A 19,430-nucleotide genomic window follows, 5' to 3' on the forward strand; every position below is an offset into this window, starting at 1 on the left:
AATGAACGATCGTTCACCTCGTTTTTTGTTTGCTATCGTTATCTTTAACGCTGTCGCTACCGTTGTTGCTGCTGAACCTCCTAACATTCTTTTAATTGTTTCCGAGGACAACGGCCCGGAACTTGGTTGCTATGACCATCCTTTTGTCGATACTCCTGTGCTCGACCAATTAGCAGAAGATGGAGTTTGTTTTCGTAACGCGTACGTGCCTCAGGCCGGATGCAGTCAATCTCGCGCCGCACTTTTAACGGGGCTCTATCCTCATCAAAATGGGCAAATCGGACTGGCTACCTGGAAATTTCGCCTGTACGACGAGAACATCCCGAACCTCGTTCGTTGCTTAAAAAATACTGGCTATCGCACCGGTATCATCGGCAAGCTGCACATCAACCCGGCCTCCGCGTTTCCGTTCGATATGAAACAGATTTCGTCAGCCAACTTTCGCCGTAAGCAGCTGGAAGACTATGCGAACCATGCTGAAAAATTTTTCAAGGCAGATAACAAGCCGTTTTTTCTCAGCGTCAATTATCCCGACGCTCACCGACCGTTTATCAAGCAAACTCGCGGACTGCCGAAAACACCTCTGACGGGCAATGACGTCAAACCACTCGCCTACTTTGGTCTCGATACGCCGCAACTACGAGCGGATACGGCTGATTACTACAACTGCATCAATCGCCTCGACCCACTGATTGGCGAATTACTCGAGGCACTCGATCGCTCAGGAAAAAAAGCCAACACCTTAGTTGTCTATCTGGGGGACCATGGGGCTGACCTCTTGCGAGGAAAACGTACGTCGTATGAAGGCGGTGTAAGAATCCCACTGATCTTTCGCTGGCCTGGAAAAACGAAACCGAATCAGATTCGCAATGAACTCGTTTCCACGATCGACCTCATGCCAACCCTACTCTCCGCTGCCAACGCAACACCCGTAGCCGACCTGCCTGGTCAATCACTCCTGCCCCTATTGCGAGGCGAGAGTCCACCGTGGCGTGAATATCTATTCACCGAGTTCCACTTACATTCAGCTCACAACTTTTATCCACAACGGACCGTTAGAAACGCACGATTCAAGTTGGTCCATAACCTGATGCCAGAACAACAAAACCCGGGATATGATTTCACACTGAAGCGATTTTTCGCCGACTTGCCGGAAACGATTGATGCCGCCACACCTTCGGTTCGCGCGGCTTACCATCGCATGCGTCAACCACCCGAGTTCGAACTTTACGACTTACAGCTCGACCCGTTCGAATTTGACAACCTGGCCGATAAGCCAACACACGCAGCAACTCTCAACGAATTGAGAACACAACTTACGAATTGGCGAGAACGAACAAATGACCCGTTACAGAATCCGGAAAACCTCAGGCGACTCAAGTCCGAAATCGATGCCTGTCATCTCAATGGCAAAGCACGTAAAGATCAACTCTTCTTAACCTACCCCGATTATTTCTTCGGCGAGCAACCGTAGCTGCGTACGGACAGATCGCTGCTCAGAATGCAAAATTGATCAACCCTGATCGTTTGCCAACGGCAGGCGAATCAGGCTTCGCATTTTCACCCTCTCGGTTGCTGACCTTTTCGCAATCTGGGCGATCTCACAGCGTTTCTGCAGCCCGAAATTCAATGCTCATTCACTCAATCCATGACCACTCGACAATTTTTTTTATTATCATGGTCGTTGCTATGAAAGCATATCTTCACAGCACCTGTTCGATTCCGTGATGATGAAACCCGCCCCAATCCCGCGAACCGATCAAAAAGGAAGCTTCGCATGGCCAATTTCCTCGCTCAAACTTGGCGACTCAATCGGCGGCATGTTCTTCGTGGCTTAGGAGCGTCGCTCGCTTTGCCTTTGTTGGATTGTATGCGGCCGTTGCGAGCCGCTCAAAGCGATGGTCGCCCCCGTCGCAGCATCTTTATTTATCTTCCTAACGGCGTAAACACGAACGATTACGAAATTTCGAAGGCGGGTCGGGATTACAAAATGTCCCGAATTCTTTCCCCACTCGAACAACATCGATCCCAGATCACACCGATCAGCGGTCTCTACCATCCAAACGCATTCGGCGTCGCCCATAATGCGACCCAAACCTGGCTCACTGGCGCGAAGCATGGCCCCACGGATCGAAACACGGTTTCACTCGACCAGTTGATTGCTGGAGTCACAGGACCGAGCACACGTTTTCCATCTCTCGAACTTAGCAACCAGGGATTTCCGATGGCTGTCAGCGCCGATGGGATCTCGCTACCAGCCGAGAAAAATCCAGCTGTCGTCTTTCGAAATTTCTTTACCGAACCGGCAGGTGGAATCGACAAGCAACGTCGAAAGCTTCATCGAAAAGAAAGTATGCTGGACGCGGTACTGGAAGACGCCAACTCTTTGGCTAACACAATGGGTCGGGATGATCGCGGACGACTCGACCAATACCTTGTGGCGGTTCGCGAAATTGAAATCCGAACAAATAGAACGGAAGCATGGTTGGAAACTCCACGTCCTCAGATCGCTTCCGATGTTGCAGCGAGACTCAACCGCGATGTTCAACTGGAACGCCTTGGCGAGTATCTACGCACCATGTACGACATCATCGTGCTGGCCTTCCAAACTGACATGACGCGTGTGGTAACTTTCAATACAGGGAATGAGGGCACCGGCCCTTCGATACCTGAAATTGGGATCAATCGCGACCGACACTCCTTATCCCACCACAACGGAGATCGAGAAATCCTCGAACAATTGACTCGCAGTGATGAATTCAACATGCAGCAATTCGCTTACTTTCTGCAGCGACTTGCCGAAGTCAATGATGGCGACGGGCCGTTAATCGACACAACACTTGCACTCTACGGCAGCGGCCTCTCCTACGGCAATAGCCACGGAACAACAAGCCTGCCGCTGGTCCTGGCAGGCGGCAATCAACTTGGAATCAAGCACGGATCGCACGTCGATTACAATCAGCAGATCGACGAGTTCAAGGGTTATCAGCAGGGAATTGGCCTCTATCACAGCCCTGTGAATCAAAAGGCGCACTTCAGCAATCTGCTGCTGACAATCGCACAAAAGATGGGCGTCGAAACTGAAACGTTCGCAGATTCGAATGGTGTCGTTTCGGAGGTTCTTGCATGAAACGAACGATGTGCGGCGAGGCATTCCCTCACCTGATCCGTTCGGGATTGGGTCGAATCTGCTACACCCTCTTCGTTTTGGCAGCGAACCCGATCTTGGGAATCGCCGTCGAAACCACGCAACCCGTGCAAGATCATGTGCCCCAGCCTGGAAGCTTTCCACCCGCGGGAGCCGGAGTCAACTTGTCGGGCGATCTGGTAGTCAGCGACCCGATGAATCGCCGTGGCGGACTTCGAAAAGGTGATGGCACAAGTGAACCGCGTCGACACTATTTTGCCATGCTGCCCTACGGCACCGTCTGGTACCACGGCGCGCCAGCCGACATTCGGGACATCCCGGTGGGAACGCATATGCACGGACGGTTCCTGCTGCCAATACACGGCGAAGAAGAAACCATCCCGCCACTTACCGAAGAGCAACTCAAACGAAATCCCACCGGCAAGTATAACCACGCGTTCTTGCTGGAAGACGACGTCAGCTTTTATTCCCGCCAAGGTCGAAGCTGGCAAGTTCTTGACACCGAACAGGGAGGCGGACCCGCACCACGATTAAAACTTTCCGTGGAACCACTCGGACCGGAAATCAAGGATGGCATCAACAAACCGATCCTGTTTGATATCGACCCATCCACTCGGATCTGGAAAAACGGACGACTAGTGGGCATCGATCAAATTAAGGCAGGTCAACAGGTACAGGTGAATCTAACCTGGGGCCCATTCGAGAGTTTAGCCACCACCGATATCTGGCTCGATGATGCAAGCCTAAAAAGCTTCAAAGAAATTCAACGCCAGCGTCACTTACGTCTGATTCGATCAAGATTCTTACCCGGCTGGGTTGATGCAGTCAAGAATAACGATACGGGCGGCGGTGAAATGACTGTCACCTTGTTTGGAGGCATGGACCCATTGCTTTACGAAGAAGTGCTCAGCTCCAAACACCCCAGAATCTGTGACGCGGAAACAACGCTGCGCACTTGGGGCTATCATGCAGAGTATGCCGTTCACGGGGAGACACTGGAACGGGAAGAAATCGAAAATCCACCGCCTGGTAGTAGTGGCATCCAATTGAAGCTAAAAGTCCCACAAATGCTTGATGGATTTCGTCCAGGTCGAGTCATTCGCATCAAAGGGCCATGGACCTATGTTTTGCTTCCGCACGACGAGTGGCTAATGACCCCCGACGACTTCAAGCGATCCTCGAGGATGATCCTGCCATGAGCCTCTCCCAGATCATTTCTCGACATTGGCTGCATCCTGATTTACACCTACGGCTGCCTATCGGCGTCTTGGTACCGAGCTTGATCTGGGTTTGCTTGTTTAACGCACAAGCAATCGGGCAAGACTCGATTGATCCAACCACTCGTATGTTTCTCGAATCGCATTGCCTGCGATGCCACAATGATTCCACTCAGGAAGGCGACTTCCGCATCGACAACTTGGCTCCCCGCTTTTCCGACCCGGTCGTTGCACAACAGTGGAGTGAGGTTTTATTTCGCATAAATGCGGGTGAAATGCCACCAGCGGACGAACCTCAACCCACCGCCACAGAACTTGGCACAGCAGTCGAAGCGATTTCGCGCCGCATCCGCCAAGCAGCCGCAGCCCGCATGGCACAGCGCGGACCTTTTGAAATCTACCGTTTGAGCCGTTCGGAATACGCCCACACCATTTATGATCTACTCGGCGTCGTGTACGACGTCGAAGCACCTGGAGCCTTTAACGAAGATCCACGTTGGCAAGGCTTTGATCGCATCGGTGCGATGTTGTCTGTAGCGCCGTCCCATATCCAGCGGTACTTTGAAGCCGCTGAGACGGTAACGCAAATTGCCTTTCCAGACACAAACATTCCATCCCAAACAGATCGACGACTAGTCGGTGAAGGAAAACGGCAACTATTACAACTCGGCGAAGGTTGGAGCTTTCACCTCGATCACCCCGGTCATTACAAACTCAGAATCCGCGTCAGCGGCCTACCAGCTTTTTCTGGCAGAGTACCCCGATTGTCACTCTGGCACAAACACCACAATCGTTCGTTTGCCGGCGTTGACCTGATCGCAGCTGAAACGGCGCCTGAGACGGTCGACTTTGAAGGTTTGTTCCCTGCAGGACAATATGAAATTCGCAATCATGCGAAAACGGTCAAACACGCAAATGGAGGAATTTCACTCTTCCGAAACGAAACGATTGATGCCACGACACGGGTGTCATCGTTGAAGGGCGGTCATCGCTCACCTTGGACCAAGGTAGTCGATGAACAAGGCAAGCCGACGATGCCCCTGTTGCTCGTTGATTGGATCGAAATCGAAGGACCGATATTGACCGATTCCGATCTTGCCAAGCGGGCAGGAGTCTTCCCTGACGACGAAGAAGATCGTGAGGAAACACGAGATTGCCTGCTTCGGTTCGCGGAACGTGCCTGGCGTCGACCAGTCAACCATGAAGAACTCGATCCCTACACACGACTCATCGCAGCGGAGCAGAATGCGGGTGAGACTTTTCAATCAGCTTATCGATCCGCTCTCACAAGCATGTTAGTCGCCCGCAGCTTCTTCAATCTAGAAGAAGGTTCTCCGAATCAAAATCGCCGAAAGATCAATCACTTTGAATTGGCCAATCGCCTGTCGTACTTTCTCTGGAGTTCGATGCCCGACGAACAGTTATTCCATGCCGCGCGCACTGGTAAACTTCGTTCCCCCGAAAGACTGGCAGCAGAATTTGACCGAATGATTGTCGATCCGAAAGTGGATCGCTTTCTCGATTCGTTTCCCAAACAATGGCTTCAATTGCATCGAGTTGGCATGTTCCAGCCGGATCCAAATATCTACCCAGAATACGGACCGTGGCTTAAGGAAAGCATGGTCATGGAAACCACCGGCTACTTTGCCGAGATGTTTAGAATTAATCTTCCTGTACGCGATGCTATCGACTCCAACTGGACAATGCTCAATCCGCGACTCGCCATTCACTACCTCCTCCCTTCACCGAAGCAACTGGAACTCGTACGCACAACCTTGACGGCTGAATCGGGCCGAGGTGGTATTTTGACCCATGCGTCGGTCCTTTCGCTAAGCTCTGACGGTACCCGACATCGACCGGTACATCGTGGTGCTTGGATCTCGGAAGCATTCTTCGCACACACCCCGCCACCGCCGCCACCCAATGTTGACCCATTAGAACCCGTCGTCGGCAATCAACCGAAAAGAACAATTCGATCAAAATTGGAAGCCCATGCCGCAAATCCTAATTGCGTTTCCTGCCATGCGAAGATCGACCCATTAGGACTCGCTTTCGAAAACTTTGATGCAATCGGACGTTGGCGCGAGACGGAGCATGTTGAAGGGGGAATCGGAACGGACCCACCGGTCGACCCGTCGGGGACTCTCGCTGACGGACGTTCCTTTGCGAATGCTTCGGACTTCAAAACATTACTCGCAGAAAATGACCGTCGACTGGCGGAAGTCGTATTGGAGCAATTAGCAACCTACGGGTTGAGACGAGTCATGACCGTTGATGACCGTGCACAAATTCGCGCCATCGCCATATCGACACAGGATCAACAATACGGCCTACAAAGTTTAATCAGGGCGTTGATCATGTCAGATTTATTTCAAAAACGTTGACAACCGATTTTGACCACAAGCAGACAACTTAGCCCAAAGGAAACCCCAATGAGCCCCAACCGCCTCATGTTGACGCTCCTTCTCACTCTGACATTCGCTATAGGTTTAGATGCTGGCGAGACCAACAAAAGCAGTTCGACCTTGCGTGTGGCTACCGCACAACTTCCGGTGACCAAGGATATTGCCGCAAACAGCGCAGCCATTCATCGTGCATTGCAGGTCGCGATCGAAAACAAAGCAGATATCCTCCTGACACCGGAGGGATCTCTAAGCGGATACACGCCCAAGTTTGATCAAGCCGAAGTCGATCAACAGTTGGCTACACTCGTCAAGCACGCCAGTGAAGCAGGAGTCGCTCTCGCCTTAGGTACATGCTACACAGAATCGGATGACAACGAATGCTACAACCAAATCCGATTCTATGACAAGCAAGGTAAGTTTCTTGGTTTTCACAGTAAGACATTGCTCTGTGGCAGTCTCACGAAACCCTATAAGGGCGAGATCAACGATTATGCAACCAGTCCCCTGCGCACCTTTCAGATCAACGGAATCCAAGTCGGCGGATTGATCTGTAACGACATGTGGGGGAATCCTCAATGCACACCTATTCCCGACCCGCATTTGAGCCAACGCTTATCTGATGCCGGCGCGCAGATCATTTTCCTGGCCATTAATGGCGGCCGCAATGGCGGCGCCTGGTCCGAACAAGTCTACTGGCCCTATCATGAAACGAATATGCGCATGCGGGCCGCATCCGGTCGAGTTTGGGTGGTAAGCGCTGACAATTGCTTCCCTGAAAACATCCCCTGCTCAGCGCCTTCAGGCGTGTTGACTCCTAGCGGTGAATGGGCTGCCCAAGCCCCTCGCAAGGGAGAACATGTCACCGTCCACACGATTCAACTTGGCGAATGAGTAGATGACAGCGGAACGGTGTGAAGGAAAAACGCAAACCTTCCACTGAAGCTGATTTCAGCCTGCATGACTCACCAAAGCAAGGCAATCCTCTTTGTCCTGCTGCTGAGACCTGCGCTGAACGATGGATCATCTGTCAAACCCTGAAACCTTATTCTCGACGTCCACAACAGCTCAACGGATTCGCGTCTAGCCAATCTCCCAAATTCAAGTTCCAAACTATTCATCGACAAGCGATTATTCTCACCACACAATCTTTTCTCCTCGGCTCGTTCACTGATGCTTAGAGTTCAAATAACCTGTTGCGCAACCCTGCTTGCTGCGATTTTTTCCTCGATTGCAACCGCAGATTCAGCGTCAAGCAATGCGGGAACCAGTTTCACCGGCCAACCGCGGAAAATCACGGTCGACCAATATGCGAGTTGGATGGCCCGTCTGCCGGATAACGCTCTCCTTTCGCGAATGTCATTACCGGGCACTCATAATTCCTGTGCTCTGCATGACGGAATATCCTTTGGTTTCGCAAAATGTCAAACATGGCAACTGGCAGATCAACTGAATGCGGGCATTCGTTTTCTTGATATTCGCTGCAGGCACGTCGACGACACTCTTCGGATTTACCACCGTATCATCGACCAGCATCTGTCCTTCCAAGAGGTGCGTGACATCTGCCGGACTTTCCTGAAAACACACCCCACCGAATGCATCGTGATGTCGCTCAACCAAGAGTCGACTGCGAAGCACAATACGCGAACATTTGCGGAGACATTCGCGGCCATCACAGAGAACGATGCGGCATTATGGCATCTTGGTCGGAAGACGCCTCGATTGAATACCGTCCGAGGGAAAATTGTTCTGGTTGATCGTGTCTCAACACTCGGCGGCTTGAGATGGGGTGAGATGCAACTTCAAGACCAGTACAAAGCACCATTGAGCGTCAAGGCGAAACTCATTCGTTCACACCTTGAGCGCGCTTCGAAGGCGACACGGGGCCAGTGGTACATAAATTTTTGCAGTGGCACACGACCAAGCAAATGGCTCACGCCAAGAAAATATGCGATCGACTCTAATGCGGTGGCACTTGAATTCCTGCAGCGTGGCAATCGCCCGTCACCCTGCTGTCTGGGAACCGTGGTGATGGATTTCCCAGGTGACGAGTTGATCGAACGAATCATCGAATCGAATTTTTCACCCTGAAATGCGATCAGCTACCGTCTCGATCACCGTCTCATTTGGGCGCGCTATGATGGACTGTGAAGATGATTGAATTCAAAAGAACGAACGTGACCACATCAGATGAGGCAAGACTGAACATTCTCGAGGCCGGTTCAGGTCCCCCTTTATTGTTGATACCAGGCTGGTCCCAGACCGCAGCCATCTATCGCCATCAACTCGAAGGACTTTCCGATCGCTATCGCGTGATCGCGTTAGACTTACGAGGCCACGGTGAATCACAAAACGTGGAATATGGCTATCGCCTTTCACGCCTCGCCATGGACGTTCACGAAGTGATTTCTGCACTCGATCTGGAAGCGGTCTCCGTCCTCGGCCACTCCATGGGAAATGCCATTCTTTTTTGTCATTGGGATCTCTTTGGTCGAGACCGATTTTCGAAGCTCATCATTGCCGAGCAACCTCCAACACTGCTGGCACAACCAGATTGGTCACTGACTGAAAGAGAAATCGCCGGCTGCATCACGACCGCCGAGCAAATGTGTAAGACTTGCGAGAATCTCGTGGGTGCCGATGCTGAGAAGTTTGCAGCGGAACTCGTGACCGGAATGCTTTCGCCTGCCGTGTCCAGAGAAGATCGCGAATTCATTATCAAGCAAAACCTGATGATGCCTCGACAGGCCGCGTCAACCCTGTACCAGAACACGGCTTCAGCGGACTGGCGCGATTTAATCCCCCGTATCGACATCCCCACCCTGATCGTGGCAGGCAAGGCGAGCATCGTCCCCTTCGCTTCGCAACAATGGATCCAGGTGCATGTGCCAGGCGCGAAGCTGGTCGCTTTTGAAGGCAACGAAGGCGGTTCTCACTTTATGTTTTTTGAGAACTTCAAAAAGTTCAATCGTACAGTCGCGGAATTCCTTGACTGAGAACAAAAGGGACTTGGCACCTTTGTGCTAGGGGCGAAGACGAAATCGAATCGGGAGAAACTCGACGGTCGGCACCGCTTCCCCCGATTGATGCGCTGGACGACCACGCCATTGACTCACCGCTTCCACCGCCACGCGGTCCAGCAGTGCATGCCCACTGGATGCAGAAACCTCAACGTGCTCAACTCGACCCGTATCCGCAATCTGAAGACGGAGTACCATCGTGCCTTCGAGCCTTTGACGAATCGCTTCATTCGGATAGGACGGAGGCCGATTACCCGATAAATCCGGAGCTGTCTTATCTTCCATCCCTGCGACCTGTGCAACAACGATTATCGCGGCTGGCCTGGCTACATCCACTGATCGCCGAGGCATTCGCAAGGGCTCCTTGGTCAATTCCTTGATCATGCGAACCGACTCACTCACCGTCCGGCGTGGAACTGCCGCGCGAAGCTGACCCACATCCACCATCTTCCGTTCGATCTCATGCTGCAACGACAGCTCGACCTCACCACTGGATTCACGCTTCTCGATCGGTAAATCGCGAGGGGAAATCTCCGACAATACTTCAGCCGCAGGTTTTGACTGGTCATCGGCTCGTTCGATTTCCGGGGTCAATTCAGCCTCAAACCGAACCTCTATCAATTCCTCTGGCCGACTCCCGGTCAATGAAGTTTCCAGATAGACTGCGTTACGCTGACCGGCAAAGGCAGATGGCTTGAGCGGTTTTGATCGAAAGTGGTAAGTCGCTGCCATGCAACCAAAATGCAAGAGAAGCGAACAGGCCATCGCCTTCAACATGGTTGGACGCCCGAGAAGTCGATTGATCACATGCATCAAGCAGTCGCCCACAATATGGACAGATACAGTTTGCCGCCAGCGATCACACGCAGACGGTACATTTCTCTGCCGGCCTTAATCCACACTTCTCGGCGAGCTTGCAATCGGTCTGCTGCCCGAATGATCAACGGCGGCTTGGAATCGCCAGACGAATCTTTGCTGGATTCGGCTGCTCTGGGGAATTCTTCAGCGGAATTCTTCAGCGGAATTCTTCAGCAAGTCTACAATACTCCGGGGATTTTCACAGGCGACAAATCAACTCTCAACAGGGAACCGCCGCTTGACAATATCGGCATTGCCTGTCGTCGATTGATGCCAAAAGAGCAAAACCCGTTCCCAAATTCAGCCTAACTTGCTCTCCTTCCTTGCCAATAGCTCGTCAAAACAAGACTCCACAAACAGCTCGAGGGCAGCGAATTCTTCGAACGTCGCAAACGACCAACCCGCGAAGACAGCCAATGCGAAAGACCTTGTCGGCCTTTTCATCACCTGACTTTACGAAAAGACGAACTGAGATCGCACACACTGCGTCCAGAAATCCCGCCTCAGTAATTCCCGCACTGCCATCCGAAAATTCGTGAATCCTGGTTAAAACAAACGAAGACCGCCCAAATAGAAGAAGTATGAGTATTGAAACAGTCCGACCATCATTTCATCTCTGATTGGCGTCGCATCATTCGACACACGAGTTAATCCAACCGACACACACCTTCCGGCTTTGAATGCCCTGCACATCCCTCTAAACTTGATGATGTGCCCACCGCCCCGACAAATGTCAGTCAAATCTGATCGCGGCACAAACACGGTCGAGGAATTTTGCCATGCGATGGCCTTTGCGAAATCAGATTCTGCTACCCATGGTCGGCCTCATGCTTGCTGCCCTTATCAGCGTGAGCCTACTCAATGCCTACCTGTCCCTGCAAACAACTCGCCTTCGAATTGAAAGCGATTTATCTCAAGTTACTGAGACCCTAGCCAAATCCACATTCCCACTTACCAACAGTGTGCTGCAGCAGATGCGTGATCTTGCAGGCGGTGAATTTGTCTTGACTGACCCACAAGGTGATGTGGTTGCGTCAAGTATGAATCTCAAACCTCAAAACGACCTACCTGGGAGCGATCAGTGGGGCAATGATGCACTGCTTTCCCTCGGCAGAAAGGTGGCTGTCGATGACCGACGATACTTTCACTCGGCTGTTCCACTGCGGCGTCTTTCAGAACCAAAAAATAGGACAACACTTCATCTGCTCTATCCAGAAGAAAGTTATCGTCAAGCCTGGCGAGATGTTGTCTATCCTCCGATCCTTGTCGGGGGTGCCACGATGGTACTGGTCGTCGGATTTTGCTTAGGAATCGCATCGCGTGTAACTCAGCCCTTGCGCCAATTGCAACGCCAAGTCGACCAAATTGCAATGGGCAATTTTCGCTCCCTGCCAGTGCCACGTCGAGATGACGAAATTGCAGACCTAAGTCGCTCGATCAATCGCATGGCCGAAATGCTTGCTCATTATGAGTCAGACGTTCGGCGTAACGAACAGCTTCGGACGCTGGGACAACTGGGAGGCGGAATCGCCCATCAAATACGGAACTCGGCAACTGGCTGCCGGTTGGCTGTTGAGCTCCATGCGCGAGAGTGTCGGCTGGAATCTGAGAGTCTCGACGTGGCAATGCGCCAGCTTGAACTGATGGAACGTTTTCTCCAGCGGTTCTTATCGCTCGGCCGCAGCGAGGAAAAAGCACACGAGTCCCTCCCGTTACAGCCGATTCTTCAAAATGTGATTTCGCTCGTAAATCCGACAGCACGGCATATTGGAGTTGCATTAGAATGCAATCTCCCCAACGAACCTGTGAAAATCTGTGGAGACGCCGATGCGCTCGAACAGGTGTTGGTCAACCTGGTTCTGAATGGCGTCGAAGCAGCATCCCAGCAGTCCGACGAATCTGCCCCAGCTCGCCGATTGGCACCGGCCGTCAAGGTGTCGTTGCGGCAAATCGACGATCGCGCAGAGTTGGTTGTCGAAGATACAGGGTTGGGGCCCGCGGCGGATGTGGAAGCCACCCTGTTTGAACCGTTTGTGACCGAAAAAGCTGACGGAACAGGATTAGGATTGGCAGTCGCAAAAGAAATCACCAACGCCCATGGCGACGAGATTCGCTGGGCTCGTCACAAAACAACGACCTAATTTGTGGTCGAGCTACCACTGGCAAACGTAGACAAAAACAAAAAAACCAAGTAGGAGAGTTGGGTGGCAAAACTGTTGGTTGTGGATGATGAACAGAGCATTTGTTGGGGGCTTACCCGTTTGGGTGAGAGCAACGGCCACAAAGTGACTACTGTTTCTTCCGCTGAGCAAGCTTTGGAGACCGTCGAGAGCTTCAAGCCCGACGTTGTCATCCTTGACGTACGGCTACCAGGCATGGACGGCCTCACGGCCATTGGCAAACTTCGCCAACACATTGGCCAGACTCCCATCATCGTAATCACCGCCTATGGGGACCTGAAAACGGCCGTCGAGGCAGTTCGCAATGGGGCCTTCGAATACATCATCAAACCTTTTGACCTACAGAAGGTGGAACGAGCGTTAAACCGTGCCCTAACAAGTAAGAATGCGGCATCGTCGGAACCACCTGCAACCCGACCGGTCAGCGGACTCGTCGGGAATTCCGCCCCACTGCAAGAAGTCTTCAAACAGCTCGCACTGGCAGCTGCCGCGGACGCCGGAGTCCTCCTTTGCGGCGAGAGTGGAACCGGCAAGGAACTAGCGGCTCGAGCAATTCACAAATAAAGCGATCGTGCCAAGGGTGCCTTCGTGGCAGTGAACGTGGCCGCACTCAGTCCCACCTTGGCGGAAAGTGAGCTGTTTGGACATTCGCGAGGTGCGTTCACGGGTGCAGACCAAGAGCGTGTTGGCCTGCTCGTACAAGCAGATGGCGGAACCTTGTTCCTCGACGAAGTGGCGGATATCCCGCTTCCTGTGCAAGTCAAGCTTCTCAGGGCGCTCGAACATGGCGAAGTGGTGCCGGTCGGTGCAAGCCAACCCGTGCAAACCAATTTCCGTGTTGTCTCCGCAACCCATCAGGATTTGCTCAGTAAGGTGAAACAGGGAACATTTCGGCATGACCTATTTTTTCGACTCGGAGCGTTTCGCATTAACATCCCCCCGCTTCGAGATCGCCGCGAAGACATTCGTGAATTAGCCCAACATTTTCTTGGGCAATTGCACCCGGAAGGAACACGGGCTCAAGTGCTGTCAGATGATGCGATTCTGGAATTAGAACGCCGTCCGTGGTATGGAAATGTTCGCGAATTGCGAAACGCGATCGAGCACGCTGTCGTGCTAGCGAGAAGTGGTATCATCGAGCTGGATCACTTGCCACAACCCGGAACTGCTGGACTCACCGAAAGAGGAAGCCAGCATCGACGATCGTATCGCTAACCTCGTTCAGCGCTGGGCGGATGCCCAGCTAAGCGATGCTGCGGAAACGGACAACATTTATGAGCAATTGCTGCAGTTGATTGAGCCCCCTTTGTTGGAGGCAGCGATGGAAAAATGTCATCGTCAATGTGCCGTGGCCGCGCGTCGCCTAGGGCTACATCGGACAACGCTGCGGAAAAAACTCGATCAGTATGAGGCATCCGAAGGATGAGTGGTGCCAAATAGATCGACCGTCGAGTCGATCACGGAGCCACAGGAAAACGTCCCGTAAAATAACGAGACTAGGCAGGACTTAGAGGCGATAAATTCACGCTAATCCTCCCTGTCCCCAAAATCCGAAGATGGCAACACAGGAAAGTCCGAACGGCTCTTGCGATCTAGCCCTGCCGCAACGATCGCAAGAGCCGTTCATTCTTATCGAGAGCCAATCGGATGTTTGGCAGTTATTTTCTCGCCTTTTGCATTGCGTCTAGCCTTTCAGGAATGCTGCCCGCTCAGGATGGAAGTCCAACCATTCGTGTTCAGCTTGTCGATGCGGTCCTTCAAAATGAGCCGCCAAAAGGCACCTTGCCACCCGTCGAAGTGCGTCCCCCCATCGATGATTTAAGCGGTAACCCGCGAGACGAATCCGAGGGGACACTGCCGCCGATTGAGATCCGGCCACCACAAGACACACCAACTTCGAATGCAGTCGCGCGCTCCAATCAGCGATCAGAACAATCGTTAATGTTTCCTTCGCTGTCCGATCAGATAATCGGTGAACTTGATAGTGGACTTCGTGGAGCACCGCTTTCGATTTTCGATAGCCCACGTGCGATCGACATTGTGACTCCGGAACTACTCCAGGAAAAATCATCCATCGACATGGGGCAAGCGCTAGAACAGACGCCTGACGTGCTCATTCAACGTACCGGACGCGGCCAGTCATCGATCTTCATTCGTGGACTCACCGGTCAACAAGTGTTAATCATGATCGATGGTGTCCGCATGACGAATGCCTCGTTTCGCGCTGGACCGAATCAGTATTTTAATCTGATTGATCCCAACATGGTTGAGCGAATTGAAGTCATTCGCGGCGCAGGTAGCGTGCTTTACGGCGGTGATGCCATTGGCGGTGTGGTCAATATCGTGACGAAAAGTGCAAACCGCACGGGTTACAACTTCTTGACCGGCGGAACGGTTCAACGATTCAGTACAGCAGACCTTGGTTATACGGGACGGGTCAACGTCGAGGGTTGGGTAGGGTCGATGGGCGTATTCACCGGTGGCGGCTACGGAAACTACAACAACCTCGACATTGGCGGCGCCCCTGACGCGCCGGCAGGTTTTGACGTTGGACGACAACCTGCGACAAGCTGGCGATACCAATCAGCGGACATCAAGTTAAACTATCAACGGTCGAATTGCTCGGAGCTCGTCTTTGCCGTCCAGCGTTATCGCGGAGATGACATTTTTAGATCGGATCGTTTTCCAGCAAATCGTGAATCCATCTTTGGCCCGCAGATTCGCGACCTCTATTACGTCCGTTGGCAGGGTTGCAATCCGTGCGGGTGCGGACTGATCGATTCTTATCAGATCACCGCGTCTCTGCAACGCTTTGACGAGCAGCGTACCGACCGCGATTTTCGACCTGGACGGAATCCACTGCTGACGAGCGTGCGAGGTTTTGTTGACGAACAAACGGGCATCACCGGATCGTTCCTGAAGAATCTCGACAGCTATGGCACCACCTCCTATGGGTTTGACTGGTACCACGACGAAATCGATTCATTTCGAACGGATATCGACGGTCACCCATCGCGCAGGGGGAGTCCCTGACGATGCTTATTACTCCCGTTACGGCCTGTTTCTGAATTGGGATGTTTGGCTAACGGATCTGCTGTTGGCTTCATCGGGCGTGCGATACGAACACGTGGCATCCGGCGCCACAGTGACCGCCAATGACGTGGTAGGCCATATCGACCCGGAATACCAGGATTGGATTGGTCAGGTCGGTCTCACCTACGAACTGACTCCGCACCTGCATCTTGTTGGAACAATCAGCGAAGGCTTTCGTGCACCGAATATCGACGACCTGGCGACCATCAACGACAACGTCTTCATCGGCACACAACTTCCTAACCCGAATCTTCTCCCAGAAACAAGCATCACGTATGAAGTGGGTACGAAAATCAATACTGACCGATTTCACTCCCAAGTCTTCGCATGGTGGAATGACTTACAGAACTTCATTGTTCGCGGTGCTCCTAACAGCGAACTGCTCCTGGAACGTACGAACGCCAATGCGTACCTCAACGGTGTTGAATTATCAGGAGAATATTTAGTCGGATGCAATTGGAGCGTCTACGGAAACTTCTGGTACACCTATGGCCAGAACACGGAGGCCCGGGAACCCCTCAGCCGCATCCCACCGATGCAAGGAATTTTCGGCCTGAGGCGACGTTGGAATTTCGGCAACGATTGGTTCGACCTGTTTGGCTGGATTGTGGACGAACAGGATCGCCTTTCGGCCCGAGACATTTCAGATGTCAATCGAATCCCTCTTGGTGGCGCACCTGGCTTTGCCACAGTTAACTTCCGATATGGCCGTATGATCTCGGAGCGCCAACGACTCTCGCTGAATCTGGAAAACTTTTTTGACGAGCAATATCGCGTGCATGGTTCTGGAAGCGACGGACCCGGCATCAACGCGATTTTATCGTACGAACTGCTGCGGTAAGGCGACCGCAGCAGCGCAAGCGAAAGCCTAGCAACACGAATCAACTTTTATGAGCAGGCAAAACTCTGATACGGTGTCCAATTTGCCCGCACACGCCATCACTCAACTGGGCACGCCTGACAATCGAAACCTCCACAAAGCGAACCGCGAACCTCCTACTTTTCTAATTCGCTTTTTCTAATTGGCTCGGTCCCAGGATGGCCAACCGCTGCTTACCTCGTAACGACGTTGCCCGAGCAGCTTCCGTTCCCAACGTGGCCCATATTTGGGTTGGCGAGCCGCACGCTATCGAAGATTTCCATGTATGATGGCGTCTGCTGTTGTTGAGGCAAATTCGCCTTACTCAAATTAGGTTCGAAACGGTTTTCCAGGAACAAACGGATGAAGCCGCTTATCCTCCTATTGTTATGGCTCGTAAACGGACTGTGTTTTAGCACGGGAGCGATGGCTTCAGAAGACACTCTGCAACCCTGGAAAGAAAATCCATGGTACTGGAATTATCGTGCAGCCCCCGTCCTGCTGCTGGGCGGCAGCGATGACGACAATCTTTTTCAGTGGCCCGAAAAGGAGCTTGGCGCGCAACTCGACCGCTTATCGAATGCGGGTGGAAACGTCATTCGCAACACGATGAGTGATCGAAAGGACAAGGGATTCGAGGTCTATCCGTTTCAGCAGCGCGACGACGGAAGATATGATCTGCGGGTCTGGAACGACGAGTATTGGCAACGATTCGACCGCTTGCTGCGCGAAACGGATCGGCGCAATATCATCATACAGATCGAGATTTGGGACCGTTTCGACTACACCGACAGCGGGCGCAGCAACCGGTGGCAAATTCATCCCTACAATCCACGAAATAATGTGAACTACACGTACGACGAATCCGGCTTTGCAAAACGATACCCTGACCATCCGGGCGCGAACAAACAGCCGTTCTTCTTCACAACACCCCAACAGCGAAACAATCAGGTTGTACTACCCTATCAGCAACGGTTCGTCGATAAGTTGCTTGATGTGTCTCTGCAGTTCGACCACGTGTTGTACTGCATTGACAACGAGACCAACGGGCAAGAATCCTGGGGACGCTATTGGGCGACGTACATCAAGCAACGAGCTGCTCAACAGAATAAACGCGTTCATGTCACCGAGATGTGGGACGATTGGAACCTGACCGCCGAACGCCACAAGTGGACTTTTGATCATCCGGAACTGTATGACTTCGTCGATGTGTCACAAAACAACCACAACAAAGGCCAACAACACTGGGACAATTTCTTGCATGTGCGCCGCTATCTGGCGGACAAGCCGCGCCCGATGAACACAACTAAAACCTACGGTGCCACCGGAAACAAGTTTGGCCACAGTGACCAGGACGCCATTGAGCGATTTTGGCGGCATCTGCTGGCGGGAGCAGCATCAATCCGATTCCACCGCCCCACCGCCGGATTGGGACTGAACGAGAAGGCGATCGCCTGCATCCGAGCGGCGCGAAAAATCGAATCGTACGTACCACTCTGGTCGGTGCGACCGGCGAACAGCCTGCTATCGGATCGCGACGCCAACGAAGCCTATCTCGCCACCGATCAGGAAAAAGCTTGGGTGCTCTACTTTGCTGCAGGCGGGGAAGTCAGCATCGATCTGTCTCAAGCAAAGGGTCCGCTTGTCGCTCATTGGATCAACATCGACACGGGTGACAATGGACCCCAACAACAGTTATCCGGAGGCGGGAAGGTCAAGGTCTCACCGCCAGGAAATGAAAACTGGGCAGCGGCTATCATCGCACCCTAAGACATCGCGCCTTTTGGGACAACAACCGGAACGGTTACCGTCGCAACCGTTATCTGATCGTCCCAATTCAAATCCAAGGTCAAATGCTCGTTGTTCTGCGGGCGTTAATTTGTCTTGCGCGTTCATTGGAGGAATTGAACACATGACACGACTGCTGGTCAAAGTGGCATGGTGCCGCCGACTTTCGTGTTTCCCTGAGTCCGTCGGGCGAGTAAGCGGAGCCTGCGACTGGAGATGCCAAGCAGCTTTGCGTTGTTGGCTCTGAGTCTGTCGGCACTCTTGGGCTGCCAATCATCAAAACAAAAGGCGAAGTCGTGCCGGCTGTTACTGGCGAACGACTTGCTCCTGCGGGACGGCGAGAGCGGTGAATCTTTCCAGCTCTCAGTAGCTAAGATCGCTTGACGTCCGGCAGATCGTCGTGGCCTCGCAAGGCGGCGATTGACGCACCCTTCTACAAGAGCGGGTTTGATCTGACTTTTGATGATTGCTTACGCTGCGTTAATTACCTGAAATCCGCGTTCCACTCATACTGCCAGACGGCGTTTGTTTGCTCGCCGATGAAAGGTTTTCCGATGCTGTTTTCTCGATTTGTCCTTTTGGCCTCTGCCGGCTTCTTGACGCTTCTCATCAGTCAGCAAGCCGATGCGAGCCTGATGGTGACGGTAGGCAATATCAATAACGCCGACGCTGACACCGGTTATGGTGCGGTCGATTAAGAATACCGGATCAGTGCCACCGAGGACACCAACAGCGAGTACGCAACGTTTCTGAATGCTGTGGCCGCCACCGATACCTACAGCCTTTACAACTCAGATATGTCGTGGGTTAGGGGTGGCATCAGCCGAACCGGACCGTCCGGTAAGTGTGGGGTGTGGCGCGAGTG

At 52.6% G+C, this 19,430-nt stretch carries 15 protein-coding genes and 1 pseudogene; 15 read left to right on the forward strand and 1 reads right to left on the reverse strand.

Annotated features, from left to right (window positions below; all coding sequences use genetic code 11):
- Position 1 precedes the first annotated feature (1 nt).
- The 7 genes from P8N76_00070 (at position 2) to P8N76_00100 (ending at position 9,763) form a co-directional block, all read left to right on the forward strand.
- A complete protein-coding gene (locus tag P8N76_00070; protein ID MDG2380043.1) occupies positions 2-1,474 on the forward strand; it encodes a sulfatase in 1,473 nt (490 codons plus the stop codon).
- A 303-nt stretch (positions 1,475-1,777) separates the two neighbouring features.
- Positions 1,778-3,130, forward strand: coding sequence for a DUF1552 domain-containing protein (locus tag P8N76_00075; protein ID MDG2380044.1), 1,353 nt, complete (start codon positions 1,778-1,780; stop codon positions 3,128-3,130).
- Positions 3,127-4,347, forward strand: a complete 1,221-nt coding sequence (locus tag P8N76_00080) for a hypothetical protein (protein ID MDG2380045.1) — start codon at positions 3,127-3,129, stop codon at positions 4,345-4,347. The genes P8N76_00075 and P8N76_00080 overlap by 4 nt, the downstream gene beginning before the upstream one ends.
- A complete protein-coding gene (locus P8N76_00085; GenBank protein MDG2380046.1) occupies positions 4,344-6,749 on the forward strand; it encodes a DUF1592 domain-containing protein in 2,406 nt (801 codons plus the stop codon). Before P8N76_00080 ends, P8N76_00085 begins: the two co-directional genes overlap by 4 nt.
- Before the next feature lie 48 nt (positions 6,750-6,797).
- Positions 6,798-7,661, forward strand: coding sequence for a carbon-nitrogen hydrolase family protein (locus P8N76_00090; GenBank protein ID MDG2380047.1), 864 nt, complete (start codon positions 6,798-6,800; stop codon positions 7,659-7,661).
- A gap of 279 nt (positions 7,662-7,940) precedes the next feature.
- Positions 7,941-8,858 carry a phosphatidylinositol-specific phospholipase C gene (locus tag P8N76_00095; protein MDG2380048.1) on the forward strand — a complete coding sequence of 306 codons (918 nt, stop codon included), beginning with the start codon at positions 7,941-7,943 and terminating at the stop codon, positions 8,856-8,858.
- A 62-nt stretch (positions 8,859-8,920) separates the two neighbouring features.
- The gene (locus P8N76_00100) at positions 8,921-9,763 is read left to right on the forward strand and encodes an alpha/beta hydrolase (protein MDG2380049.1); all 843 of its coding nucleotides are present in this window, start codon (positions 8,921-8,923) and stop codon (positions 9,761-9,763) included.
- A gap of 27 nt (positions 9,764-9,790) precedes the next feature.
- Here the strand turns inward: P8N76_00100 and P8N76_00105 are convergent, their stop codons facing one another.
- Positions 9,791-10,600 carry an energy transducer TonB gene (locus P8N76_00105; protein MDG2380050.1) on the reverse strand — a complete coding sequence of 270 codons (810 nt, stop codon included), beginning with the start codon at positions 10,598-10,600 and terminating at the stop codon, positions 9,791-9,793.
- On the opposite strand from P8N76_00105, the gene P8N76_00110 reads away from it, so the two are divergent.
- The 8 genes and pseudogenes from P8N76_00110 to P8N76_00145 all read left to right on the forward strand — a co-directional run bounded on the left by P8N76_00110 (position 10,595) and on the right by P8N76_00145 (position 19,263).
- Positions 10,595-10,954 carry a hypothetical protein gene (locus P8N76_00110; protein ID MDG2380051.1) on the forward strand — a complete coding sequence of 120 codons (360 nt, stop codon included), beginning with the start codon at positions 10,595-10,597 and terminating at the stop codon, positions 10,952-10,954. The two genes, P8N76_00105 and P8N76_00110, sit on opposite strands and share 6 nt — an antisense overlap.
- A 470-nt stretch (positions 10,955-11,424) precedes the next feature.
- Positions 11,425-12,786, forward strand: coding sequence for a HAMP domain-containing sensor histidine kinase (locus P8N76_00115; protein MDG2380052.1), 1,362 nt, complete (start codon positions 11,425-11,427; stop codon positions 12,784-12,786).
- An 81-nt stretch (positions 12,787-12,867) separates the two neighbouring features.
- Positions 12,868-14,040, forward strand: a pseudogene (locus P8N76_00120) (sigma-54 dependent transcriptional regulator).
- Positions 14,041-14,146: 106 nt separating this feature from the next.
- Entirely contained in the window at positions 14,147-14,251 is a 105-nt protein-coding gene (locus P8N76_00125; protein ID MDG2380053.1) for a helix-turn-helix domain-containing protein, read from the forward strand.
- A 221-nt stretch (positions 14,252-14,472) separates the two neighbouring features.
- A complete protein-coding gene (locus P8N76_00130) occupies positions 14,473-15,858 on the forward strand; it encodes a TonB-dependent receptor plug domain-containing protein (GenBank protein ID MDG2380054.1) in 1,386 nt (461 codons plus the stop codon).
- Entirely contained in the window at positions 15,776-16,759 is a 984-nt protein-coding gene (locus tag P8N76_00135) for a TonB-dependent receptor (GenBank protein ID MDG2380055.1), read from the forward strand. Before P8N76_00130 ends, P8N76_00135 begins: the two co-directional genes overlap by 83 nt.
- A gap of 381 nt (positions 16,760-17,140) precedes the next feature.
- Complete coding sequence (locus tag P8N76_00140) at positions 17,141-18,547, forward strand: putative collagen-binding domain-containing protein (protein MDG2380056.1); 1,407 nt, start codon at positions 17,141-17,143, stop codon at positions 18,545-18,547.
- A 572-nt stretch (positions 18,548-19,119) separates the two neighbouring features.
- Positions 19,120-19,263: a hypothetical protein gene (locus P8N76_00145; GenBank protein MDG2380057.1), complete on the forward strand. Its 144-nt coding sequence runs from the start codon at positions 19,120-19,122 to the stop codon at positions 19,261-19,263.
- Positions 19,264-19,430 lie beyond the last annotated feature (167 nt).

Source organism: Pirellulaceae bacterium (assembly GCA_029243025.1).
In the GTDB taxonomy this organism is placed as follows: domain Bacteria; phylum Planctomycetota; class Planctomycetia; order Pirellulales; family Pirellulaceae.